The sequence below is a fragment of the Streptomyces globisporus C-1027 genome, assembly GCF_000261345.2.
GTDB lineage: Bacteria > Actinomycetota > Actinomycetes > Streptomycetales > Streptomycetaceae > Streptomyces > Streptomyces pakalii.
Genome location: NZ_CP013738.1, coordinates 3687739 through 3711741, shown reverse-complemented (window position 1 = coordinate 3711741; position 24003 = coordinate 3687739). Strand labels below are relative to the sequence as shown.

Here is a 24003-nt window from a genome sequence, read left to right as displayed (position 1 = left end):
GCTTCGGCGTGGAACGTGGTGAACGGGGCATCGGGCCGGGCACGTTGTTGGGTATCTGAGGGTGCGGCCGAATGTGGCTGTCCTTCTGATCCGGCCCCAGTGAACTCGTCTGCAAGGACGGGGTGGTGGGTGGCTGGTCGTTGTTTGAGAACTGCACAGTGGACGCGAGCATCTGTGGCCAAGTTTTTAAGGGCGCACGGTGGATGCCTTGGCACCAGGAACCGATGAAGGACGTGGGAGGCCACGATAGTCCCCGGGGAGCTGTCAACCAAGCTTTGATCCGGGGGTTTCCGAATGGGGAAACCCGGCAGTCGTCATGGGCTGTCACCCGCTGCTGAACACATAGGCAGTGTGGAGGGAACGAGGGGAAGTGAAACATCTCAGTACCCTCAGGAAGAGAAAACAACCGTGATTCCGGGAGTAGTGGCGAGCGAAACTGGATGAGGCCAAACCGTATGCGTGTGATACCCGGCAGGGGTTGCGCATGCGGGGTTGTGGGATCTCTTTTTCATAGTCTGCCGGCTGTGAGACGAGTCAGAAACCGTTGATGTAGGCGAAGGACATGCGAAAGGTCCGGCGTAGAGGGTAAGACCCCCGTAGCTGAAACATTAACGGCTCGTTTGAGAGACACCCAAGTAGCACGGGGCCCGAGAAATCCCGTGTGAATCTGGCGGGACCACCCGCTAAGCCTAAATATTCCCTGGTGACCGATAGCGGATAGTACCGTGAGGGAATGGTGAAAAGTACCGCGGGAGCGGAGTGAAATAGTACCTGAAACCGTGTGCCTACAAGCCGTGGGAGCGTCGCTGGCAGCACTTGTGCTGTCAGTCGTGACTGCGTGCCTTTTGAAGAATGAGCCTGCGAGTTAGCGGTGTGTAGCGAGGTTAACCCGTGTGGGGAAGCCGTAGCGAAAGCGAGTCCGAACAGGGCGTTTGAGTTGCACGCTCTAGACCCGAAGCGGAGTGATCTAGCCATGGGCAGGTTGAAGCGGAGGTAAGACTTCGTGGAGGACCGAACCCACCAGGGTTGAAAACCTGGGGGATGACCTGTGGTTAGGGGTGAAAGGCCAATCAAACTCCGTGATAGCTGGTTCTCCCCGAAATGCATTTAGGTGCAGCGTCGTGTGTTTCTTGCCGGAGGTAGAGCACTGGATAGGCGATGGGCCCTACCGGGTTACTGACCTTAGCCAAACTCCGAATGCCGGTAAGTGAGAGCGCGGCAGTGAGACTGTGGGGGATAAGCTCCATGGTCGAGAGGGAAACAGCCCAGAGCATCGACTAAGGCCCCTAAGCGTACGCTAAGTGGGAAAGGATGTGGAGTCGCAGAGACAACCAGGAGGTTGGCTTAGAAGCAGCCACCCTTGAAAGAGTGCGTAATAGCTCACTGGTCAAGTGATTCCGCGCCGACAATGTAGCGGGGCTCAAGCGTACCGCCGAAGTCGTGTCATTCGTACATATATCCCCAACGGGAGTACGGATGGGTAGGGGAGCGTCGTGTGCCGGGTGAAGCAGCCGCGGAAGCGAGTTGTGGACGGTTCACGAGTGAGAATGCAGGCATGAGTAGCGATACACACGTGAGAAACGTGTGCGCCGATTGACTAAGGGTTCCTGGGTCAAGCTGATCTGCCCAGGGTAAGTCGGGACCTAAGGCGAGGCCGACAGGCGTAGTCGATGGACAACCGGTTGATATTCCGGTACCCGCTTTGAAACGCCCAGTACTGAATCAGGCGATGCTAAGTCCGTGAAGCCGGCCCGATCTCTTCGGAGTTGAGGGTAGTGGTGGAGCCGATGAACCAGACTTGTAGTAGGTAAGCGATGGGGTGACGCAGGAAGGTAGTCCAGCCCGGGCGGTGGTTGTCCCGGGGTAAGGGTGTAGGACGCACGGTAGGCAAATCCGTCGTGCATATAGTCTGAGACCTGATGCCGAGCCGATTGTGGTGAAGTGGATGATCCTATGCTGTCGAGAAAAGCCTCTAGCGAGTTTCATGGCGGCCCGTACCCTAAACCGACTCAGGTGGTCAGGTAGAGAATACCGAGGCGTTCGGGTGAACTATGGTTAAGGAACTCGGCAAAATGCCCCCGTAACTTCGGGAGAAGGGGGGCCATCACCGGTGATAGCACTTGCTGCTTGAGCTGGGGGTGGCCGCAGAGACCAGCGAGAAGCGACTGTTTACTAAAAACACAGGTCCGTGCGAAGCCGTAAGGCGATGTATACGGACTGACGCCTGCCCGGTGCTGGAACGTTAAGGGGACCGGTTAGCTGCCTTTCGGGGTGGCGAAGCTGAGAACTTAAGCGCCAGTAAACGGCGGTGGTAACTATAACCATCCTAAGGTAGCGAAATTCCTTGTCGGGTAAGTTCCGACCTGCACGAATGGCGTAACGACTTCTCGACTGTCTCAACCATAGGCCCGGTGAAATTGCACTACGAGTAAAGATGCTCGTTTCGCGCAGCAGGACGGAAAGACCCCGGGACCTTTACTATAGTTTGATATTGGTGTTCGGTTCGGCTTGTGTAGGATAGGTGGGAGACTTTGAAGCGGCCACGCCAGTGGTTGTGGAGTCGTCGTTGAAATACCACTCTGGTCGTGCTGGATGTCTAACCTGGGTCCGTGATCCGGATCAGGGACAGTGTCTGATGGGTAGTTTAACTGGGGCGGTTGCCTCCTAAAGAGTAACGGAGGCGCCCAAAGGTTCCCTCAGCCTGGTTGGTAATCAGGTGTTGAGTGTAAGTGCACAAGGGAGCTTGACTGTGAGACCGACGGGTCGAGCAGGGACGAAAGTCGGGACTAGTGATCCGGCAGTGGCTTGTGGAAGCGCTGTCGCTCAACGGATAAAAGGTACCCCGGGGATAACAGGCTGATCTTCCCCAAGAGTCCATATCGACGGGATGGTTTGGCACCTCGATGTCGGCTCGTCGCATCCTGGGGCTGGAGTCGGTCCCAAGGGTTGGGCTGTTCGCCCATTAAAGCGGTACGCGAGCTGGGTTTAGAACGTCGTGAGACAGTTCGGTCCCTATCCGCTGTGCGCGTAGGAATATTGAGAAGGGCTGTCCCTAGTACGAGAGGACCGGGACGGACGAACCTCTGGTGTGCCAGTTGTCCTGCCAAGGGCATGGCTGGTTGGCTACGTTCGGAAAGGATAACCGCTGAAAGCATCTAAGCGGGAAGCCTGCTTCGAGATGAGTATTCCCACCCTCTTGAGGGGTTAAGGCTCCCAGTAGACGACTGGGTTGATAGGCCAGATGTGGAAGCCCGGTAACGGGTGGAGCTGACTGGTACTAATAGGCCGAGGGCTTGTCCTCAGTTGCTCGCGTCCACTGTGTTAGTTCTGAAATAACGAACAGCCGTGTAAACATCCGGTGTTCATAGTTTCATAGTGTTTCGGTGGTCATTGCGTTAGGGAAACGCCCGGTTACATTCCGAACCCGGAAGCTAAGCCTTTCAGCGCCGATGGTACTGCAGGGGGGACCCTGTGGGAGAGTAGGACGCCGCCGAACAATCTTTGGGGAAAGCCCCGCACCTTCTGGTGCGGGGCTTTTCTGCGTTCTACATCGGGGTGACCAGGCGGGTGTCGTAGGCCAGGATGACTGCCTGGACGCGGTCCCTTGCGCCGGTCTTCGCCAGGATGCGGGTCACGTGCGTCTTCACGGTGGACTCGGCGAGGTGGAGGCGGGCGGCGATCTCGGTGTTGGACCAGCCCTGCCCTATCACCGTGAGGATCTCGCGTTCTCGTTCCGTCAGGGCGGTGATGCGCGGGTCCGAGATGGCCCGGGCGCCGGGTACGACGGGGAGATGGTGGACGTACGCGTCGAGGAGCCGGCGGGTCAGCGTCGGGGCGACCACCGCGTCGCCGGCGGCCACGGCGCGGATACCGGCGAGGAGTTCCTCGGGCAGGGCGTCCTTGACCAGGAAGCCGCTGGCGCCGGCGCGCAGGCCGTCGTACGCGTACTCGTCGAGGTCGAACGTCGTGACGATCAGGATGCGGGTGCGGGCGCCCGACGCGATGATGCGCCGGGTCGCCTCGATGCCGTCGAGCCCCGGCATGCGGATGTCCATCAGCACGACGTCCGGATGGTGCCGGGCGACCAGATGGACGGCCTCGGTGCCGTTGCCCGCCTCGCCGACCACCGTCATGTCGTCCTGGCTCTCCAGCAGCATGCGGAACCCGAAGCGCTGCATGGGCTGGTCGTCGGCGATGAGTACGGTCGTCACTGGTGCGTGTCCTCCAGGGGAAGGCGGAGCTGTACCTGCCACCCGGGGTGTTCCGGCAGCGGGCCCGCTTCGAGGGTGCCGTCGTACAGTGCGGCGCGTTCCCGCATGCCCATGATGCCCTGGGCTGCCAGGGGTGCTTCCGTTGTCTCCGCGGTTCTGCCGGCTCCGGTGCCCGTATCGGTGATGCGGGCGTCCAGGTGCGTTGGTGAGTAGGTGAGGGTGACCGTCGCGGACGTGGGGCCGGTGGCGTGCTTGAGGGTGTTGGTCAGGGCCTCCTGGATCACCCGGTACACGGTGAGTTGGCGGCCCGGCGTGAGGGACTGAGGGGTGCGTTCGCCGTTCAGCTCCAGGTGGACGGGCAGGCCCGCCCTGCGTACGCGTTCGATGAGGGGGGCCAGTTCGTCCAGCGTCGGCTGAGGGGTGCGCTCGGCGTCGGGGTGGTCGTCGCGCAGGACACCCAGGAGACGGCGGAGTTCGGACAGGGCCTGCCTGCTGGTCGTGCCGATGGCTTCCAGGGCCTGGCCCGCGCGCTCCGGGTTCTTCCGGGCCGCGTACGCGCCGCCGTCCGCGAGGCCCGTGATGACGGACAGGTTGTGGCCGATGATGTCGTGCATCTCCCGTGCGATACGGGTGCGTTCGGCGGCGGCCGCGAGCCGGGCCTGCTGGTCGCGTTCGTGTTCCAGCCGGTGGGCCCGCTCGACCAGGGCCTCGGTGTACTCGCGCCGCGTACGTACCGCGATCCCCAGCAGGACGACGAAGACCAGGCCCCAGACGTACGAGACCACTTCCTGACCCCAACCGGAGGGGATACGGAAGCCGCCCGACAGGACCGGGGCGACGAACAGCAGAGCCGCTGCCCCGACCGTACGGAACGAGGAGCGCAGCACGATCTGGAAGACCGGGATCAGCTGGAGGAGGGAGGCCTGCACCACGGCCCCCGTCCAGACGTTGACGAGGGATATCGGTGTCATGAGCAGGACTACGGCCAGGGGGTGCGTGCGGCGCCACAGCAGCGGCAGCGAGAACCCGAGGCTCATCAGGAGCACCAGGAACTCGGGCGCCGTGACGTCCTCGTGGGCGGTGTGCCGCCAGCCGCCGGAGGTGTAGTCGAGTACCGCGGCCACGGTCCAGAACCCGGTCACCGCCGCGTCCCAGAACCGTGGCCGGCGCCGGTCGAAGGCGCGGAGCCGGTCCAGGGCGTCGCGGATGATCCGGGTGAGGGGAGGAACCGTGCCCTCGGTGTCCCGGTCCCGGTCGCGTTCCCTCGGTGGGGTGCTCACCTCGTCGCTCCTCATGGGGTCAGACGTCGCGGCGCTTGAGTGCCAGCGCTGCCGCGGCCAGTGTCGTACCCGCCCACAGGGACAGGGCGAGCAGCGCGGGACCGGGGGAGATGGTGCCCGGGATGGGGGTGGCGGAGCCGAGGGCGCCGGCGGCCTGGGTGGGGAAGTACATGATGGCGCGCTCGACGGCGTCGTACGGGAGCATTCCGAGGATCTCCGGCAGGATCATCACCCCGCCGATGAACGCCCCGATCGCGCCCGGCACCGAGCGCAGCAGTGCGCCGAGGCCGAGGGCGAGCAGGCCCATCAAGGTGAGTGCCGCGGCGTTGCCCACCAGGGCGCGCAGGATGCCCGGGTCGGTGAACGAGGCGGCCTGGTCGGTGTCGTGGAGGAAGGCCTGGGCCGCGGCGAACGTGACCACCGACGTCGCGAGCATGACCGTGAAGACGGTGGCGGCGAAGACCACGGCCTTCGCCCACAGGACGGGGAGCCGGGTGGGTACGGCGGTGAGCGAGGAGCGGATCATGCCGGTCGCGTACTCGCCGGCGGTCATCAGGATGCCCAGGACGCCCAGGAAGATCTGGGCGAGCATGCTGCCGTACAGCGACAGGACGACCGTGTCGACGTCGGAGTCCCCGCCGCCGGAGGTGTAGGTCGCGCCCATGATGAGGCCGATGCCGAGCACCATGACGACCGCCGAGATGACGGTGACCCAGGTGGAGCGCAGAGAACGGAGCTTGTGCCACTCCGCGCGCAGGATGCGGGGCGGGGTGATGCGGTACGGCGGCGAGGCCGTGGGGTGGGTGGTGGTCATGCTGCTGCTCCCGTGGCTGCTGCTGTCGGCTGGTGCTGTCGGTGCGGGCGGTGGTCCACCGATTCCTGCGTGAGGTCCATGAAGGCTTGCTCCAACGACACGGTCTGCGGCGAGAGTTCGTGGAGGGTGATCGCGTGCGTGGCGGCCACGTGTCCGATGTGCGCCGCGTCCACTCCTCGGATCCGGAGTTCGTGGGATCCGGGCGTGAGGGTGGGCACGGGGGTGCGGGTGACTGTGACGGTCACGTCCGGGGCCGTGAGGTGGGCTTTCAGCTCTTCCGGTTGCGGGGTGACGACTCTGACGGATGCTCCGCCTGCCGACCGGATCAGTTCGGCCACCGTGGTGTCGGCGAGGAGTCTGCCGCGGCCGATGACGATCAGGTGGTCGGCGGTGAGGGCCATCTCGCTCATCAGGTGGGAGGAGACGAGGACCGTACGGCCTTCGGCGGCGAGGGAGGTCAGGAGGGTACGGATCCACAGGACGCCTTCCGGGTCCAGGCCGTTGACCGGTTCGTCCAGGATGACGGTCGCGGGGTCGCCGAGGAGTGCGGCGGCGACGCCGAGCCGTTGGCCCATGCCGAGGGAGAAGCCCTTCACCCGGCGGTGGGCGGCGTCCGTCAGCCCGGCGAGGTCGATGACCTCCTCGACGCGTCGGCGTGGGATGCCGTGGGTGTGGGCTAGGGCCATCAGGTGGTTGAAGGCGGAGCGGCCGGGGTGGACGGACCGGGCCTCCAGCAGGGCGCCGACCTGGGTGAGGGGCGCGGGGTGGGTGGCGTAGGAGCGCCCGTTGACGGTGGAGCGGCCCTGCGTCGGGGTGTCGAGGCCGAGGAGCATGCGCATCGTCGTGGACTTGCCCGCGCCGTTGGGGCCGAGGAAGCCGGTGACCGTGCCGGGGCGGACGGTGAAGTCGAGGTCCTGGACGACGGTTCTGTCGCCGTACCGCTTGGTGAGTCCCTGTGCCGTGATCATGCGGTCGACGCTACGGAGCCGGCGGCGGCCGGTCGTCCGACCGGGGGCGGGACGTGGGGGCGGGCGTAGTACCGGGGTACGACGGGGTGTGGGGGTGGCAGTTCGTTGTCCGGTGCTTGGTGCCGGGTGCCGGGTGTCGGGGCTGATGCGGTGAGTATTCGGTTGAACGGGGGGGCGGGGTGGGGGCGAGGATCGCGGTATGGACTATGTGATGCGCGTGGTGCGGGCCGACGAATGGCCGCAGGTCAGGCAGTTGCGGCTGGACGCTCTGCGGGATCCGGCGGCCCCGGTGGCGTTCCTGGAGTCGTACGAGGACGCTGAGGCGAAGCCGGACGTGTTCTGGCAGCAGCGTGCCGCCGATGCCGCCGAGGACGGACCCGGCCGGGTCCGCCAGTTCGTCGCGGAGTCGCCCGACGGGGAGTGGGTGGGGTCGGTCACCGTGCTCGTCGAGAGCCCGGACGACGAGGTGCGGTTCGGGGAGGCATCGCCGGTGGAGCAGGCGCACCTGGTCGGTGTGTTCGTCCGGCCCGAGGTGCGGGGGACCGGGGTGACCGAGGCGTTGTTCCGCGAGGCCGTCGCGTGGGCGTGGTCGCTGTCCGCGCCCCGGATGGAGCGGGTGCGCCTCTACGTGCACGAGAAGAACCCGCGGGCCGCCGGGTTCTACCGGAAGTTCGGTTTCGTGCCCTCCGGCCGGCGGATTCCGGCTCCGGGCGACCGGGGTGAGCAGGAGCTCGAGTACGTCCTCGGGCGGACTGGCTGATTGCTTGTCCTGGCTAGCCGATGCCCGGGGCAGGTGTGTGCAGGGTTTCCCGCCAGCGGGCTCGGCCCTGTTCCTGGGAGCGGAGCAGCACCAGGGCGGGCATGCCCCGCATCTCGCCGGTCGCCAGCAGTTCCGGGAGTTGGGGAAGGGGCGCCACGGCCGCGACGTCGTCCAGGACGAGCGTCATTGGTGGGTCGAGCCGACCGTCGGTTGACCGTGCGGCCATGCGGCGGCCGTGCTCGACCACGTCTGCGGCGAGCGCGGTGAGGAGGGGCATCGCGCCCGGGCGTGAGCGGGGATCCTCGATGGGTTCGCCCACCAGGTAGAGCGTTCCCCCCTCGCGGGCAAAAGATTCCAGCGCGGCCGCATCCGATCGGTTGGGCGTGCAGGCCTCGCGGATGTGCACCGAGGAGAGTGCCGAGAAGGCTCGTACGGTCAACTCCTGGGCCATCTCGCGCCGTTCCGGATAGGCCGTGAGCGCGGACTCCAGGAGCCCGGCGAGTCCGGAAGCGGCCTTGGGGTGCGTACGGAGAAGGCGTACCGGTTCGTGGGCGGCTGACCCCGAGGCCCAGCGGGCGACCTGGCGGAACGGGCGGCCGTCCACCGCCGCGGCGTGCAGCCAGCACCGGAGGAGCGTCTGCGCGGTGTCGGCCACCGCCGCGTCGATCCTGGCCTGCGGGCGGACCGGGGCGAGCAGGGCGGCGGCCCGTGCGGCGGCGGTGTCGGGCAGCTCGCAGCCTGCGGTGGGCGACCAGTGGAGGCGGGCGGGGGTGTCGCAGAGGTGGCCCGGGTCGTAGACGAGGACCGGGCCGAGTTTGGCCCGGGCGTCCTTCGTCTCGGCCCAGACCGTGGGGTCCGATGTGACGACCAGGGCGGGGCCTTCGGCGTCGTGGATCGCCTGGACGACGGTGGGGCGCCGGGCGGGGGCGGGGGCGTAGACGAGGAGGGGGGTGCGGGGGGAGGGGAGCAGTGCGGTGCCCGTTTCGGGGGGAGGGGGCGTCTCCTCGGCGGGGGGTGGTGGGGTGATGGTGTGTGTTCGGGGTGCTGCCTGTGCCCGTGCCAGCGCCTCTGCCTGCGGCTGCGGCGGCTGTGCCTGTGGTTGCTCGTGGGGTGGTGTCGGTGCCGGCTTGTCCGTCGGGAGCTGTGGCTCGTATGCCGTGGAGGCCCGTTCCTCGCGGCGCCGTTCCCGTACGGCACGAGCGCGGGACACCACCCCGAGCGTGAACACCGTGAGGACCAGCAGCACCATCAGTTCGCCGATGAACAGGCCCCAGAACAGGCCGTATCCGGAGAGCTGGGCCGCGGGCGTCCCCGGCCAGGCCGCGGGGAGATCCTGGGGTGCGGTGGCCAGTTCGCGCAGGGCGAGCGGGGCGCGGGTGAACGTGACAGCGTCCGGCCAGGCCCCGTGGGTGAACAGCCCGGCCAGGCCGGTGGCCGTCCAGGCGACCAGGGTGGCCGCGAGGAAGAGGGCCAGGAGGCCGATCAGCAGGCCGTCCGGAATGCCGCCGCTGCCCTGGGGCCGGCCGTCGTGACCGTCGTGATGGGCGCGGCCGTTGCCCCGGCCGCGCGGTGCCTGGCGTGCCATGTCAGGCCACCGTGGACTCTGACGACTCGTTCATCCGTTGCTGGTGCTCGATCCGGGCCGCCCTTTGCTCCGCCTCCAGTTCGGCGGCGCGGATGTCCTCGGGGAGCAGGTCGTCCGGGTCCATGGCCGAGCCCTCGGTCATGGCGCGGTCGGTGAAGACCAGGGGGCGTTCGGCCTCGGTGATCAGGTGTTTGACGACCTGGACGTTGCCGTTGACGTCCCAGACGGCGATGCCGGGGGTGAGGGTCGGGATGATCTCGACGGCCCAGCGGGGCAGGCCGATGACCCGGCCGGTCGCTCTGGCCTCGTCCGTCTTCTGGGCGTAGATCGTGCGGGTGGAGGCCATCTTGAGGATCGCGGCCGCTTCCTTCGCCGCTGCTCCGTCCACCACGTCGCTGAGGTGGTGGACGACGGCGACGAACGAGAGGCCGAGGCGGCGTCCGAACTTCAGCAGGCGCTGGAAGAGCTGGGCGACGAAGGGCGAGTTGATGATGTGCCACGCCTCCTCGACCAGGAAGATGCGCTTCTTGCGGTCGGGCCGGATCCAGGTGTGTTCCAGCCAGACGCCGACGATCGCCATCAGGATCGGCATCGCGATCGAGTTGCGGTCGATGTGCGAGAGGTCGAAGACGATGAGGGGCGCGTCGAGGTCGATGCCGACGGTGGTCGGCCCGTCGAACATGCCGCGCAGGTCACCGTCGACGAGGCGGTCCAGGACGAGGGCGACGTCCAGGCCCCAGGCCCGTACATCGTCTATGTCGACGTTCATCGCCTCGGCGGACTCGGGCTCGGGGTGGCGCAGCTGCTCGACGATGTCCATCAGGACCGGCTGGCGGTCGGTGATGGTCGCGGTGACGTAGGCGTGGGCGACCTTGAGCGCGAAGCCGGAACGCTCGTCGAGGCCGTGGCCCATCGCGACTTCGATGATCGTACGGAGCAGGGCGAGCTGGCCGGTGGTGGTGATGGACGGGTCGAGGGGGTTGAGCCGGATACCGCCGTTGAGGGCTGCGGTCGGGTCCAGGCGGATGGGGGTTATGCCCAGCTCCTGGGCGATGAGGTTCCACTCGCCGACGCCGTCCTCGCCCTGGGCGTCGAGGACGACGACCTGGCGGTCGCGGAAGCGGAGCTGGCGCAGGACGTAGGTCTTCTCCAGGGCCGACTTGCCGTTGCCGGACTCGCCGAGGACCAGCCAGTGGGGGGCGGGGAGCTGTTGCCCGTACAGCTGGAAGGGGTCGTAGATGTAGCCCTTGCCGCTGTAGACCTCGCGGCCGATGATCACGCCGGAGTCGCCGAGGCCGGGGGCGGCGGTGGGGAGGTAGACGGCCTGGGCCTGGCCCGTGGACGTACGGACGGGGAGGCGGGTCGTCTCCACCTTGCCGAAGAGGAAGGAGGTGAAGGCATCCGACAATGCGGACAGGGGGTCTCGCATGGTGGGGGTGCCCTCTCTGGTCGGGGTTCTTCGTGCGGGTGGCGGTGTTGCGGTGCTGCTGCGGCCGGTGAGGGGTGGTCAGCGGCGGATGCCGGTGGCGAACGGGAGCGTGTTCACGAAGGCGCGGTGGTGTTCGCGGTCGCACCATTCCAGCTTGAGGTACGACTTGCCGGCCGAGGCGCGGATCGTGCGCTTGTCGCGGGCGAGTGCCTCGGGTGAGCGGGACGACACCGTGATGTACCCCACCAGGTTCACTCCGGCCGCGCCGCTGGCGAGATCTTCACCCCGCTGGTCGAGCCGGCCGTGGGCGGCGATGTCGCGGGGGTCGACGGTGCGGTTCATCTTGGCCTGGCGGCTGGCCTCGGCGTCGTCGTTGGTCTTCTCGGTCAGCATGCGTTCGATGGCGACCTCGGTGGGTTCGAGGTCCATGCAGACGGCGACGGTGCGGATGACGTCGGGGGTGTGGACGAGGAGCGGGGCGAGGAAGTTGACGCCGACGGGGGTCATCGGCCACTCCTTCACCCAGGCGGTGGCGTGGCACCAGGGGGCGCGGGTGGTGGACTCGCGGGTCTTGGCCTGGAGGAACGTGGGCTCGACCGCGTCCAGTTCGGCGGGCCAGGCGTTGCGCTTGGTCATCGCCTGGATGTGGTCGATGGGGTGGTCGGGGTCGTACATGGAGTGCACGAGGGAGGCGACGCGGCTCTGGCCGAGCGGCTGGCGTACCCGGATGTCGGCCTCGGCGAGGCGGGCGCAGATGTCGGTGAGCTCGCGGGCCATGACGACGGCGAGGCCGGCGTCGCGGTCGAGCTTGCGGCCGCCGTGGGGGCGGGCGGCGCGGGCCATGGCGTTGGCCTCGGCGGCCAGTTCACGGCTGTAGTGCATACAGGCGACGAGGTAGGCGCGGTGCTGCTCGCTGGAGGTGGAGACCATGGACTGCAGCTGGTCGTAGGAGTCCTGGAGCCAGGCCGGGGACGCCTTGTCGCCGCGCTGGGCGACGTCCTTGGCGTGGGCGTCGGGGTCGGCGGGGAGGGTGCGGGCGAGCATCTGGAGGCGGGTGACGAAGCCGTCGCCGTTGGCCACGTGCTTGAGGAGGGTGCCGAAGCGGTCGACGAGGGCTTCCTGGTCCTCGCTGTCGCGGAGGCCGACACCGGGGCCCTCGATCTCGATGGCGGCGGTGACGGTGCGCCGGTCGGCGTGGAGGAGGACGGCGATCTCGTCGGGGCCGAAGGGGGCGGCGAGCCAGCTGATGCGGCCGATGCCGGGGGGCGGGCCGATCTCGACCTCGCGGCCGTCGGCGCTGACGCCGGCTTCCATGGCACCCGAGCGGTAGGCGGTGCCGCGGCGCAGGGAGCGCTTGAAGGTGCGGTTGATCTCGAACCACTTGTAGAAGGTGCGGCCCTTGTAGGGGACGTACACGACGGCGAGGGCCAGCATCGGGAAGCCGACGAGGCAGACGATGCGGAGGGAGAGGACGGGGACGAGGAGTCCGCTCATCATGCCGAGGAACGCGCCGACGATGATCAGGGCGATCTCGCCGGTCTCGCGGTTCTTGCCGACGATCGCGTTCGGCCGGGCGCGGCCGATGAGATACGTGCGGCGGGGCGTCATCGTGTGGGACTGGGTCGTCAACGCCCTCCACCTCCTGTGCTCGAGTTACCTGTGGTGCCGAAGCCGCCGCCTCGGGGGGAGCGGCTGCTGTGGGGGGTGGCGGAGGTGGGCGCGGAGCCGCTGCGGGGCGAGGGTGCGGCGGAGGGGACAGATCCGCCGCCGACCCCGCCGCCGACTCCGCTTCCGCCGGAGGTGCGGGAGCTGTGGGCGGCGACGCCGCCGCTGGCCGGGTTGGCGGGGCGGGCGCCGCCTCCGCCGCTGGTCTGGTCGTTGCGGCCGCTGTGGGTCTTGATGCCCTGGGAGACGAGGGCGGCCGGGGAGCTGATGAGGGCGGCGGCCTGGGAGCCGTCGGTGGCCTGCTTGCGGTTGGTGCGGGCGCCCTGGATCTCGTCGCCGAAGCCGGGGACGAAGCGGTAGATCATGGCGGAGGCGAAGATGGCCAGGAGGATGATGGAGAGGCCGGAGACGACGGCGGAGAAGGCGTCGGGTCCGTCGCCCGAGGAGAGTGCGCCGGCGAGGCCGAGGACGATGACGATGACCGGCTTGACCATGATCACCGCGATCATGATGCCGGCCCAGCGGCGGACGTGGCCCCACATGTTCTTGTCGACGAGACCGGCGTAGACGACGATCCCGAGGAGTGCGCCGACGTAGAGCAGGGCGGCGCGGATGACGAGCTCCAGCCACAGGATGCCGGCGGCGAGGATCGAGACGAGCGAGACGACGATCAGCATGATCGGGCCGCCGCCGATGTCCTCGCCCTTCTTGAGCGCTTCGGCGAACGAGCCGAAGAAGACGTCCGTCTGGCCGCCGGTGGCGGAGGCGATGATCTCGGTGACGCCGTCGGTGGCGGAGACGATCGTGTAGAGGATCAGCGGGGTGAAGGCCGAGGCGAGGACGGTGAGCCAGAGGAAGCCGACGGCCTCGGAGATCGCGGTGGTGAGGGGGACGCCGCGGATGGCGCGCTTGGCGACGGCGAGGAGCCAGAGGACGAGGGTGAGGATGGTGGAGGCCGCGAAGATCACGGCGTACTGCTGGAGGAACTTGGGGTTGGTGAAGTCGACGTTGGCCGTGGAGTCGACGGCCTCGCTGAGCTTGCCGACGATCCAGGAGGCGGCGTCGGCGCAGCCTCGGGCGAGGGAGGAGAGGGGGTCGAGGGCGTCGGTGGAGGGGACGTCCTGGGTGCGCGGAGAGTCATCCCCTTGGCAGTAGTCGCGAGCCGGGCCGGCGATCAACTCGCAAGGGTCACTGCTGCCACTGGGCGTTGGAGTGGGAGTCGGGTCAGCTGCCGCCCGAGTGGCGAATACAAGTACCGAGGCTTGCGCGGCTGCCACGCTGAAGCCGAGCGACCAGCGGCGACGGCTATCGGGCATAGGTGAACCCCCCGAACTGGTTGACCGCGTCCGCGATCTCATCCGATCCGGACACGGGGTTGTCGCCGGTAACAGGAGAAGGACCGCTCCGCTGGCTGGTCTCGAGGATCTTCCAGTCGGAACCGTTCCACTTCAGCTGCATGGTCACGGTGAACCATCCACTGGTGACCGGCTTCGTCGACTTTTCGCCGGTCAGGCCGAACAGGCCGGAGCACCAGACTTCGATCTCCGCCGTGCTCGATGAGTAGGACTTCACCTTCGTCCCGGCCGGGAGTGTGCGGTTGACAAAGCTGGAGCCGGCTGGGGCGCTGCCGTCGGTGTCGAGGCCGATCTGCTCCAGGAAGCCCTGCGAGTAGTCGGCATCGAATCCGGACTGGAGTTTCGTGGCTGTACTGCTGTCCGCGATGGACTGGACGATGTCGCGACGCGTGTCGGAATTGAACATCTCCGCCGACCCCAGCGCCACCGCATAGTTCGCCGCCGCACTCTGCGCCCCCTGCTCGTCACGAGCGAAGCCGGAAGGGATCGTGCTGTTTCTGCCCTCGACGGGCTTGGTGCCGGTGGCCGCCGTGGGGGCGCTTCCCGCGGCTCCGGAGCTCTTGGCGCCCGGGGAAGCGTCGTCGTCGCTGCCACCGCCCCGGTTGGCGAAGGCGATGGCGGCGACGAGGAGGACGACGATGCCGGTGATCGTCACGAGGGAGCGGGAGTTGCGGACGGGGCGGCGCGCGGTGGGGTTGCCCGGGTCGCCGTCGGGGAGACGGGTACGGGTCTGACGGGTGCCGCCGAGCGTGCTGTACGGGTCGTCCGCGCGGCCCCCCTGGTCCTTGCCGCGGTAGTCGTGCTCGTCACCGGGACTCATGCCGCGTTCGCTCCCTCGGTCGTGTGCGGATCCGCGCAGGACGACGGTAGCTCTGCTGGTTGCCGCTTGAGCGCGGTGTGGTGACTCGACATCAGGGAAACGCAACCTCAGCCGGTGGGCGCGACGGGCGGATGGTGGGGAGCGGGCTGGGACGGCCCGCTGGGAGTCGGCCGGTGGTGGGTCAGACGGCCATTCCGTACACGATGGTGAACAGGGTCCCCAGGGAGCCGATGATGAAGACCCCTGTCAGCCCTGCCACGATCAGGCCCTTGCCCTGTTCAGCGCTGAACGTGTCGCGCAGTGCCGTCGCTCCGATGCGCTGCTTCGCAGCACCCCAGATCGCGATGCCGAGGCAGAGCAGGATGGCGATGGCCATCACCACCTCGATCATGATGCGCGCCTCGTTGCCCAGCGTCCCGAACGGCCCCCAGTCCGGAGCGATTCCGCCGATGATGGTGGTGATGTCGCCCTTCTCTGCTGCCAGGATCATGTAAGTCACCGCCCCTGTTGGGTAGTTCGCTGCCCGTGCCGTCCGGCATGGGTCGCCTTCTATCTTCGCTGATGAAACCGCGCTCGCACGACGCCTTCCCGGGTCTCTTTACCCGGATCTCGCACGTTTGACCGGGGCGGCCGCCCTGACCTGCGGCTCGTCCGCTCCTCGCGCATACGACTGGTTACTCTGTGTATCACGCACTGTGACCAGGAGCAACGACGGTGGCCATGGGTTCTGATGCGGTCGCAGCGTTCGCGGGGCACGGCGTGTTCGTATGCGCCGTTCGAGAGCCCTTGGTGCGCCGGTAGTAGGAGACGGTGACGGCCCCCAGGAGCGGTCCCCAGAGGACGAGCGGCTGATAGATGACACCGACCAGCAGACGGCCGGTGGGGGTCATGTCCGTGTGCGGGTACGTCCACCACAGGGGCATGGCGGCCCAGATCGCCGTCAGCGCGAGGGCCCCGGCTGCGGCCGGTACGACGGCGGCCAGGGGGCGAACGGGGCGGCCGCCGATGACGGGTATCCAGCGGGGCACCCTTTCGCCCCAGGGCCGGACCAGACCGAGGGAGAGCAGGGCGAGCAGCTCGCAGGCGACGCTCAGCATCAGCATCCACAGCTTGGAGCCCGGGGTGTCGAACGGAACGAAGCCGGCCTCGGTGTACCCGGACGGGAACCCGCACACCATCGCCAGCCGCCACAGTCCGGTCGGCAGCGCGAGCAGCGTGATCAGTTGCGCGGCGCGAACCGCCCATCGGGGTGGGGGGCTGGACGGTACGGAGATGGGAGTGGGGGTGGGGGTGGAGCCGGTGGGGTGTTCCTTTCGGGTTCGCATGCGTTCCATCGTGGTTCGTGCACTGTGGCGGGGCGTCAGCTTCTGTTCCCGAGTCGGCGGTTCTGCGGTACGAGGCCCGGGGCGCCGAGCTCCGCCGTGCGGCGGAGAGGGCCTCCGCCCGGGTCACCGTGCGGGCGACCGCCGCCGTGCGCCGGTGTGTGCGCCCACGTCCGCCTCCCCCTTCGTTCGGGTGAACCGGGCGGGCGCACGGGAACGGGGCGTCCTCCTCGCCCGGCCGGGAATCACCGGGGCCGGGTGCGGAGGGCGCTGGGGCCCCGCGTGCTGACGTACGGCATGTCGTGTATCGCCGATTTGGCACAGTGCCGCTCCACGATCAAGAGAACGGGGTGAGCGGTGTGGGCGGAGTGACCGTGGTCGGGCAGCCGGGCGAAGGCCGGGAGCGGGTGGGGGCGTCGGCCGGACCGGCGGGTGCTGCCGGATCGGCGGGGGCGGGCGGGGGAGGGGATCTCCGGCACAGCCGTGGTCCGTGGTTGCGGGCCGCCGGTGGGGCCGACCAGTTGGTCACGCTCCTCGGCCCGGTGAAGAGCGAACTGGAGGTGGCGCACCAGGGCGTGACCGCAGGGGCCGGGGCGCTCTCCGCGCTGGCGGAACTGGGTGCCGTGCGGGCGTCGTGGGAGCGCCGGTTCGAGGATGCCCGTAAGGAGAGCGGGAGCCTCGGCGGGAAGATGCGGGCGGTCGTCCAGGGCCAGACGCAGGCCAACGAGGCGGTGAAGAGCGGCTTCGAAGGGGTGAAGACGCCGAGCGTCGGTGGTGCGCGGTGAGCGGGCGGAGCGGTGGCGCGGGTTCCGGCCTGACCTGGTCGGTGTTACGTGAGGTGAAGTGCGCCGAACTGGAACAGGCGGCGGACGGCTGGGGGCGCGTCAGCAACCGGGCGGACGCGGCCCGGGACCGTATCGAGGGACAGCTCCTGCCGGGTCTGCGCGATACGCAGAGGGGAGAGGCGCCGGACGCGGCCGTGCGGGGGTTGCGGCGGCTGGGGACGAACTTCCAGTACATCTACACCGAGTGCGGGCTGCTGCGGACCACGCTGAACAGCCTGGCCCACGAGATCAAGGCCCAGCAGCGGGTGTTGCAGGGGGCGCTGGACGACGCGGCGGTGTTGAAGTTCACGGTGCACGCGGACGGTTCGGTGACGTATCCGGCGGCGGGCGAGGGCTTGGTCGGCGGGAAGCCGTTGGCGGGCGGGACGGCGTCCGGGGTGCCGAACCCGGGCATGGTCCCGCCCTCGGGTCTCGTCGCGCCGAACCCGAACGCGGGCAAGGCCCAGGACATCGCGGACCGGGTGGCGCAGGCGGTGCGGGCGGCGGCCGATGCGGACTGGCGGTACGCCAGGATCCTGCGGTCGTTGAAGGCGCACGAGGGGCTGGGCGTTCCCGTGGCGACGTGGACGGACGCGGCGGCCGATGCGGCGGGGGTGCGGGGTGCGGCGCGCGGATACCTGAGGGACGCGATCCCGCACGATGCGAGTCCGGCGGAGCGGAAGGCGTGGTGGGCCGGCCTGACGGACGAACAGCGCGAGGAGTACCTCGCGGTGTACCCGGACCGGATCGGCGACCTGGACGGGATTCCGGCCCTGGTGCGGGACGCGGCGAACCGGGACAACCTGCAGCTGCTGATGGGAAAGCTGGAGGGTCGGGACGACGACGATTCGGCGACCAAGCTTGCGGCGCTGCGGGAGATCGACCGGCAGCTGCGGGCGGGACCGAAGGTGGGGGAGCCGCCGATGTATCTGCTCGGGATCGGGGATCAGGGGAATGGTCGGGCGATCGTGTCGTACGGGAATCCGGATACTGCGCGGAATGTGGCGGCTTATGTGCCGGGGTTGAATACGTCGTTGGACAAGGAGTTTGCGGAGGGGGATTTGAAGCGGGCGCGGGACACTGCTGCCGCTGCGCGGGATATTGATCAGTCGAGTGCCGTGATTACTTGGCTGGGATATGACGCACCGCAGAGTCCGGACGGCTGGAGCAGTCTGGCCGTTGCAGGTACAGGGAGGGCCGAGGCTGGTGGTCGCGCATTCAACGGGTTCATGGCCGGGTTGGTGGCGTCGAATGATCACGCTGATCCGAACCTGACGGCTATCGGTCATTCCTACGGGTCACGAACGGTCGGCGCTGCGACGCAACAGGAGGGTGGAATCCCCGGTGTGACGGATATCGTCCTGGTCGGCAGTCCTGGCGTGGGTGTGGATCGGGCCGAGGACCTGGGGGTGGGAAGGGACCATGTGTACGTGGGGGCAGCAAAGAACGACGTGGTGACCAAACTTCCAGCGAGTGAGCACGCGGTGATTTCGGGAATGGGGCGAGCTCTAGGGCCGGTTGGTTCTCTGGTGGACCTGGCGAACGGAGGTGATGCCGACCTGTGGTTCGGCACGGATCCGGCTAGCGAAGAGTTCGGCGGGCGGCGCTTCGGTGCGGATGACGGGCCTCCGTTGATTGGCCTCGGGCGTGTTACTTCCGACGCGCATTCGCAGTACTTCGATCCAGAGTTGGACTCCACTTCTTCCAGGAGTATTGCACTGATTGCTGCCGGGCGCGGAGAGGAAGTTAAACCGGAGCAGCCGCGGTGAAGCTGCACTTGCGAGTACTGGCGCTGGCCCTCACTGCTGGAATTGTGTCGATGGGGTGTACCAAGAACGAGGAGAGTCGATTGGACATGCAGGAGGCTGCGATGCGCTCGGATGCGATTCTTGATGCGGTTCTTCGGGGAATTCGCCCGGAGGTGCGTTGGACGCACGGTTTCACTTCAACAGGGATGTGCGAGGTGACGCGGAGGCGCGTCATCATGACCAGGATCTCAGCAGAGCGGAGGGGGAGTTTTCTAGGGGTGGTCGATAGGTTCTGGCGCAAAAGTGGATACCAGATGACCGCGGTGAACAATAGTGCCGAGTTTCCCGCCATCTATGCGCGCACCAACGACGGGTACCGAATGAGTCTGAGCATTGGTGGCGAAGGCAGGCATTCTTCCAGGTGGATACGCCCTGTGCTCAGAAGTCGGAAGTGCTGGACTCCGCCAGCCAGGCGACCGCGCCCCTGTACGAGGGTCTGGAGTTCATCCCCCGCCCCAACATCCACTCCGACTTCTGGTCGGCAACCGGGCCGTGATCGGACCATGGTGGCCCAACTCGACTGACGCGCAACGGCTTTGAGCCCTGTATTGGGTCCTGGGGCCCATGTCGTGCCCCCCGCCCGTGTGGTCGCATACGCGGAGTGACTGACCTGTCGCCCGTTCCGCCCACTCACGAGGTAGGGGACTGCTCTTGTCCGGCATACGAAGAAGCGCGGTCCCTGTTGGCGTCGATGTAAGCGCTGCCGTATCGGGTTCGGGTGGGCGGTTGATGCCACGGCCGTTGCAGGCGGCCCTGATCCTGCTTCACGTTCTCTTCGTGGCCACGCTGGTGGGCGCGATCCGGGCCCTGTCGACCGCCTCTTCCGTGGACGCGGTCGACGGGTACCTCCTCGGGCTGCTGCTCTACGCGTCGTTACCCGGGGTCGCCGTCTTCGTGCTGTCGCTGTACGTCCGGCATGGCGGGGTTCGCGTCTGGTACGGGCTCCTCGCCGTGCTGGCCTGGATCGTCCTCGGCGGCCTCGCCGAGTTGGGCGGCGGGGCCGAGGGGCAAGGCGTCGCGCGGTTGGCCGTACCGGTGGTCGTCATCGTCCTGCTGTGCCGGCCGGAGAGCCGTCGGTGGTTCCGCAGCGGCCTGGAGCAACGGGCCGAGCAACGGCTCTTCAGCTTCGCCCGGATGATGAGGCTCCGCCGCGACGGTGGGCAGACCGCGCTGGAGTACCTCGGCCTCGTCCTGGTCGTCGTCGCTCTCGTCGGCGGGCTCATGGCCACGGGGACCGGGCAGCAGCTCACCGCGGAGATCCGCAGCGCGATCTGTGAACTGACCGGCAGCTCGTGCCCGGCGCCGGGACGCGACGTCGTGGCCGGCGGTGGAGGCGACGGTGGAGGCACGGGCGGGAGCAGCGGCGGGGGCGCCGACGGTGGCGGCAGCGGGGGCCATGACACCCCGGGCGCTGGTGCCGACGGAGGGGGTGGGGAGGGTGAGTCCAGCCTTACCGGTGGTACCGGCAGCACCGGTACCAGGGGCGAGAACGGCACCGGCAGCACCAGCCAGCCCGGCGACACCGGCCGCCCCGATGACACCGGCCGCCCCGATGACACCGCCACCACCGGCCGCCCCGATGACACCGCCACCACCGGAGCCCCCAACACCCCCCAAGGCACCACCCCCTTCCCCCAGAGCGACTTCATCGCACCGGTCGACGCGGGTAGACCCCCAGGTCCCCACGGCGGCGGGTTCATCGGGGGGTTTGTCGGGGACGGGGTCGGGGGTGACGTCCGAGGGGTCGTCGGTGCCGTTCTGCGGCCCGGGGAGATCGGGCAGCGCATCGTCGATCAGTGGGGGCGCGACACCCGCGGCGCGGAGCAGAAGTGGGCACGGGGCGACTACATCGGCGCGGCCTGGGACTGGAACAAGGCCGTCGGCGGGGCCGGTGCCGGGCTGGCGATACCCGGGTCCGGGGCGCGGGTCGACGCCGAGGTGCGGGACGCCGAGCGGGCGCACCTCGGTGAGCGGATCCCGCAGAACGCCACGCCCGCCCAGCGCAAGACCTGGTGGGACGGGCTCTCGCCGGAGGAGCGGGAGCGGTACATCGAGCTCGTCCCGGAGCGGATCGGCAACCTCGACGGCATTCCGCTCCTCGCGCGCGACGCCGCCAACCGCCGTAATCTTCCGGCGCTCATCGACAAGCTGGAGGGCGTCGACACCGACAAGGCCCGCGACCAGCTGGCCGGGCTGCGCGAGATCGAACGGCAGCTGAACGAGAACGGGAAGCCGCCCATGTATCTCATCGGGATCGGGGACGAGGGGAACGGGCGGGCGATCGTGTCGTTCGGGAATCCTGATGCCTCGCAGCATGTGTCCGCTTATGTGCCGGGGCTCAACACCTCCCTCGACGAGGAGTTCGCCAAGAACGACCTCGGGCGGGCCCGCGACACCGCGATCGGGGCGCAGGGGTACGACGAGTCGACGGCGTCCATCGTCTGGCTCGGGTACGACGCCCCGCAGCTGCCGGACAAGGACGGGGTGGCGGGCTACTTCGCCGTCATGGGCACCGGGCGGGCCGAGAAGGGCGGGGCGGCCTACCGCGACTTCATGGGCGGGATCTCCGTCACCAACCAGAACAAGGACCCGCATCTGACCGCCATCGGGCACTCCTACGGGTCCCGGACCGTGGGTGCGGCCGCCGCCCGGCCCGGGGGGATTCCCGGGGTCGACGACATCATCCTCGTCGGCAGCCCGGGGGTCGGCGTCGACCACGCCGTGGACCTCGGCGTCGGCAGCGAGCACGTCTTCGTGGGGGCCGCCGCCAACGACCCCGTGACGAAACTGCCCTCGAAGACCCAGGTCGTGGTGGGCGGGCTCGGGCTGGCCCTGGGCGGGCCCGGCGGGGCGTACGTCGCCGGCGATCTCGCGGATCCGGGTGACGACGACCTCTGGTTCGGGAAGGATCCCGCGAGCAAGGCGTTCGGGGCCCGGCGCTTCCCGGTGGCCGACGGGCCGCCCCTCGTCAGCGGGAGCGGCATCAGTCTGGACTCGCACTCGAACTACTTCAGCCCGGAACGCGACGCCGTGTCCGCGGACAGCATCGCCCTGATCGTGTCGGGCAACGCCGACCGGCTCAAGATGGAGGAACCGAAGTGAGGCGAGCGAAGCGGGCCCTGCCCCCCGTCGCGGTGGTCCTGGTCCTGGCCCTCGGGGTTCCGCTGGCCGGGTGCGGGAGTGAGAGCGGCTCGCGGGGGGAGAAGGCCACGAGCGCGGGGAAGGAGAGCGAGGCGACGATGGACATGCAGGAAGCCGCCGAGCAGTCCGACGCCATGCTCGATGCCGTCCTCGCGGGTATCGATCCTGATGTGCAGTGGGCCCATGGGCCCACCACCACCCGGGCCTGCGGGGTGACCCGTCGGCGTACCGTCATGACCATCGTCTCCCCCGAGCGTCGGCAGACCTTCCTCGACCGGGCGGAGAACTTCTGGCGGAAGAACGACTACCGGATCAAGGCGGTCAACAAGGACGAGAAGTTCCCCGCGGTCTACGCGGTCACCCGGAGCGGATTCGGTGTCAGCGTCTCCTTCCGGGGGAAGGGGCAGGCCTTTCTGGAAGCCGACAGCCCCTGTGTGAAGGAGTCGGAGGTCGCCGATCCCACCACCGAGCCCAACGGGCCTGCCTATAAGGACGTCTATCCGTTGCCCCGGCCCAATGTGCGGTCCGACTTCTGGTCGGGCGAAGGGTGATGAGACGGCGTCAGCTCTGGTGCTCGTGAGCCGTCGGCGCCCCCGTGTGCTTCGGGTGCGCCGGTGGTGTGCCGCGGATGACTCGTACACACCGTCGAAAACACCTCTGAAGCGCGCCTTGATGGGGGATGGTTGAGGGGTGCGGAAATTCTGGGTGTTCGGTGGCATCGGCGTCGGCATGGTCATGTGCTTCCTGGCGCTGCTCGTCGTCGGTACGTACTCCGCCGCCGCCGGGCTCGCCGGGTCGGGGGGCGGCGGCGCCGTCGCGTTGGCCAAGGGGGCGGTGCCCGCGCGCTTCCAGCCGCTGGTGCAGAAGTGGGGCAACCTCTGTCCCGCCATCAACCCGGCGCTGCTGGCTGCGCAGTTGTACCAGGAGAGCGGCTGGAACCCGAGGGCGCAGAGCCCTGCCGCCGCGCAGGGCATCGCCCAGTTCATCCCCGGCACCTGGGCCACGCACGGGATCGACGGCAACGGCGACGGCAAGCGGGACGTGTGGGACCCGGCCGACGCGATCCCCTCGGCCGCTTCGTACGACTGCGAGATCGCCGGGTATGTGAAGAAGGTGCCGGGCGACCCGACGAGCAACATGCTCGCCGCGTACAACGCCGGCGCCTACGCGGTGATCAAGTACGGCGGCGTGCCTCCTTATAAAGAGACGCAGAACTACGTCAAGATCATCCGTTCTCTGGAGAAGAGCTTCGCCCGGCCCGTCGGGCGGGTCGCGCCCTCCCGGCAGGCCGCCGGGGCCATCTACTTCGCCCAGAAGAAGCTCGGCACGCCCTACCTGTGGGGCGGCAACGGTACGCCCGAGCAGCAGGGGCGGTTCGACTGTTCCGGGCTGACCCAGGCCGCGTACCGGACGGTCGGGATCGAGCTGCCGCGCGTTGCCAACGACCAGTACAACGCGGGGCCGCATCCCTCGCGGGACGAGCTGCTCCCGGGGGATCTGGTGTTCTTCTCCGACGACCTCACCAATTCGCGGGCCATCCGGCACGTCGGGTTGTACGTCGGGGGCGGCTATATGATCAATGCGCCGTTCACCGGGGCGGTCATTCGGTTCGACAAGATCGATACGCCGGACTACTTCGGTGCGACCCGGGTCACCAAGGACGGTGCCGCCGCCCTTCCGACCGATCTGCCCACGGGGTGACGTACGTCTCGACGGGCTCCGGGAGTGGCGAAGGGTGCTGACGGGCAGTCGGCCCTGGCGGGAACTCTCCGTGAAGCCTGGGCCCTGAGCTGCGACGACGAGTCACTCTTCGATAACGTCATAGTGATCATTCGGTGGAGAACGGAACGCAGGCGACGTCGGGGCCGTTCCCTGGACAGGGAACGGAGCGCCATACGCACTGACCATGCGTCGCAGTGAAGCTGTGCGGTGCAGTGCGGCAACGGATCGCACCGGATACGGGGGTTCGACCAGGGCGGCGCGCAAGGACGCGCGTCGCGGCAGAGAAGCAGACAAGGCAA

The 24003-nt window shown here is 68.2% G+C and carries 17 protein-coding genes, 2 rRNA genes and 1 pseudogene; 9 read left to right on the top strand and 11 right to left on the bottom strand.

What is annotated here, in order from left to right; all coding sequences use genetic code 11:
• Positions 1–176 precede the first annotated feature (176 nt).
• Both WQO_RS16085 and rrf read left to right on the top strand, forming a co-directional pair.
• Positions 177–3301: ribosomal RNA gene (locus WQO_RS16085) — 23S ribosomal RNA — on the top strand.
• A 78-nt stretch (positions 3302–3379) separates the two neighbouring features.
• Positions 3380–3496, top strand: a 5S ribosomal RNA gene (rrf, locus tag WQO_RS16080).
• A 49-nt stretch (positions 3497–3545) separates the two neighbouring features.
• Here rrf and WQO_RS16075 read toward each other — a convergent pair.
• The 4 genes from WQO_RS16075 to WQO_RS16060 are packed head-to-tail and all read right to left on the bottom strand — an operon-like array spanning position 3546 to position 7273.
• The gene (locus WQO_RS16075) at positions 3546–4211 is read right to left on the bottom strand and encodes a response regulator (protein WP_010063668.1); all 666 of its coding nucleotides are present in this window, start codon (positions 4209–4211) and stop codon (positions 3546–3548) included.
• On the bottom strand, positions 4208–5506 hold the full coding sequence (locus tag WQO_RS16070) for a sensor histidine kinase (RefSeq protein ID WP_418082111.1): 1299 nt from the start codon (positions 5504–5506) through the stop codon (positions 4208–4210). Before WQO_RS16070 ends, WQO_RS16075 begins: the two co-directional genes overlap by 4 nt.
• A gap of 4 nt (positions 5507–5510) precedes the next feature.
• Positions 5511–6305, bottom strand: coding sequence for an ABC transporter permease (locus WQO_RS16065; RefSeq protein ID WP_010063665.1), 795 nt, complete (start codon positions 6303–6305; stop codon positions 5511–5513).
• Positions 6302–7273 carry an ABC transporter ATP-binding protein gene (locus WQO_RS16060; RefSeq protein WP_010063663.1) on the bottom strand — a complete coding sequence of 324 codons (972 nt, stop codon included), beginning with the start codon at positions 7271–7273 and terminating at the stop codon, positions 6302–6304. The genes WQO_RS16065 and WQO_RS16060 overlap by 4 nt, the downstream gene beginning before the upstream one ends.
• Positions 7274–7472: 199 nt before the next feature.
• Between WQO_RS16060 and WQO_RS16055 the strand changes: the two genes are divergently transcribed.
• The gene (locus tag WQO_RS16055; RefSeq protein WP_010063662.1) at positions 7473–8033 is read left to right on the top strand and encodes a GNAT family N-acetyltransferase; all 561 of its coding nucleotides are present in this window, start codon (positions 7473–7475) and stop codon (positions 8031–8033) included.
• 13 nt (positions 8034–8046) lie between these two features.
• On the opposite strand, the gene WQO_RS16050 is transcribed toward WQO_RS16055, so the two are convergent.
• The 7 genes from WQO_RS16050 to WQO_RS16020 all read right to left on the bottom strand — a co-directional run bounded on the left by WQO_RS16050 (position 8047) and on the right by WQO_RS16020 (position 16221).
• Positions 8047–9618: a type IV secretory system conjugative DNA transfer family protein gene (locus WQO_RS16050; protein WP_010063661.1), complete on the bottom strand. Its 1572-nt coding sequence runs from the start codon at positions 9616–9618 to the stop codon at positions 8047–8049.
• A 1-nt stretch (position 9619) separates the two neighbouring features.
• On the bottom strand, positions 9620–11047 hold the full coding sequence (locus WQO_RS16045) for an ATP-binding protein (protein ID WP_029182634.1): 1428 nt from the start codon (positions 11045–11047) through the stop codon (positions 9620–9622).
• Positions 11048–11125: 78 nt separating this feature from the next.
• On the bottom strand, positions 11126–12676 hold the full coding sequence (locus tag WQO_RS16040; protein ID WP_010063659.1) for an SCO6880 family protein: 1551 nt from the start codon (positions 12674–12676) through the stop codon (positions 11126–11128).
• A complete protein-coding gene (locus WQO_RS16035) occupies positions 12673–14028 on the bottom strand; it encodes a membrane protein (protein ID WP_029182633.1) in 1356 nt (451 codons plus the stop codon). Before WQO_RS16035 ends, WQO_RS16040 begins: the two co-directional genes overlap by 4 nt.
• The gene (locus WQO_RS16030; RefSeq protein ID WP_010063656.1) at positions 14018–14887 is read right to left on the bottom strand and encodes a DUF8175 domain-containg protein; all 870 of its coding nucleotides are present in this window, start codon (positions 14885–14887) and stop codon (positions 14018–14020) included. Before WQO_RS16030 ends, WQO_RS16035 begins: the two co-directional genes overlap by 11 nt.
• Before the next feature lie 181 nt (positions 14888–15068).
• Entirely contained in the window at positions 15069–15377 is a 309-nt protein-coding gene (locus WQO_RS16025) for a hypothetical protein (protein WP_003968086.1), read from the bottom strand.
• 196 nt (positions 15378–15573) lie between these two features.
• The gene (locus WQO_RS16020; RefSeq protein WP_029182632.1) at positions 15574–16221 is read right to left on the bottom strand and encodes a hypothetical protein; all 648 of its coding nucleotides are present in this window, start codon (positions 16219–16221) and stop codon (positions 15574–15576) included.
• 338 nt (positions 16222–16559) lie between these two features.
• On the opposite strand from WQO_RS16020, the gene WQO_RS16015 reads away from it, so the two are divergent.
• The 6 genes and pseudogenes from WQO_RS16015 to WQO_RS15990 all read left to right on the top strand — a co-directional run bounded on the left by WQO_RS16015 (position 16560) and on the right by WQO_RS15990 (position 23683).
• Positions 16560–16994 (top strand): hypothetical protein, encoded by a 435-nt coding sequence (locus WQO_RS16015; RefSeq protein WP_237274136.1) that lies wholly within the window; start codon positions 16560–16562, stop codon positions 16992–16994.
• On the top strand, positions 16991–18802 hold the full coding sequence (locus WQO_RS16010; protein WP_010063652.1) for an alpha/beta hydrolase: 1812 nt from the start codon (positions 16991–16993) through the stop codon (positions 18800–18802). The genes WQO_RS16015 and WQO_RS16010 overlap by 4 nt, the downstream gene beginning before the upstream one ends.
• Positions 18803–18852: 50 nt before the next feature.
• A pseudogene (locus WQO_RS16005) lies at positions 18853–19337 on the top strand (hypothetical protein).
• A 233-nt stretch (positions 19338–19570) separates the two neighbouring features.
• The gene (locus WQO_RS16000) at positions 19571–21943 is read left to right on the top strand and encodes an alpha/beta hydrolase (RefSeq protein ID WP_058954004.1); all 2373 of its coding nucleotides are present in this window, start codon (positions 19571–19573) and stop codon (positions 21941–21943) included.
• Positions 21940–22533 (top strand): hypothetical protein, encoded by a 594-nt coding sequence (locus WQO_RS15995; RefSeq protein ID WP_010063649.1) that lies wholly within the window; start codon positions 21940–21942, stop codon positions 22531–22533. The genes WQO_RS16000 and WQO_RS15995 overlap by 4 nt, the downstream gene beginning before the upstream one ends.
• Before the next feature lie 154 nt (positions 22534–22687).
• The gene (locus tag WQO_RS15990; RefSeq protein WP_010063647.1) at positions 22688–23683 is read left to right on the top strand and encodes a C40 family peptidase; all 996 of its coding nucleotides are present in this window, start codon (positions 22688–22690) and stop codon (positions 23681–23683) included.
• The last annotated feature ends 320 nt before the right edge of the window (positions 23684–24003 follow it).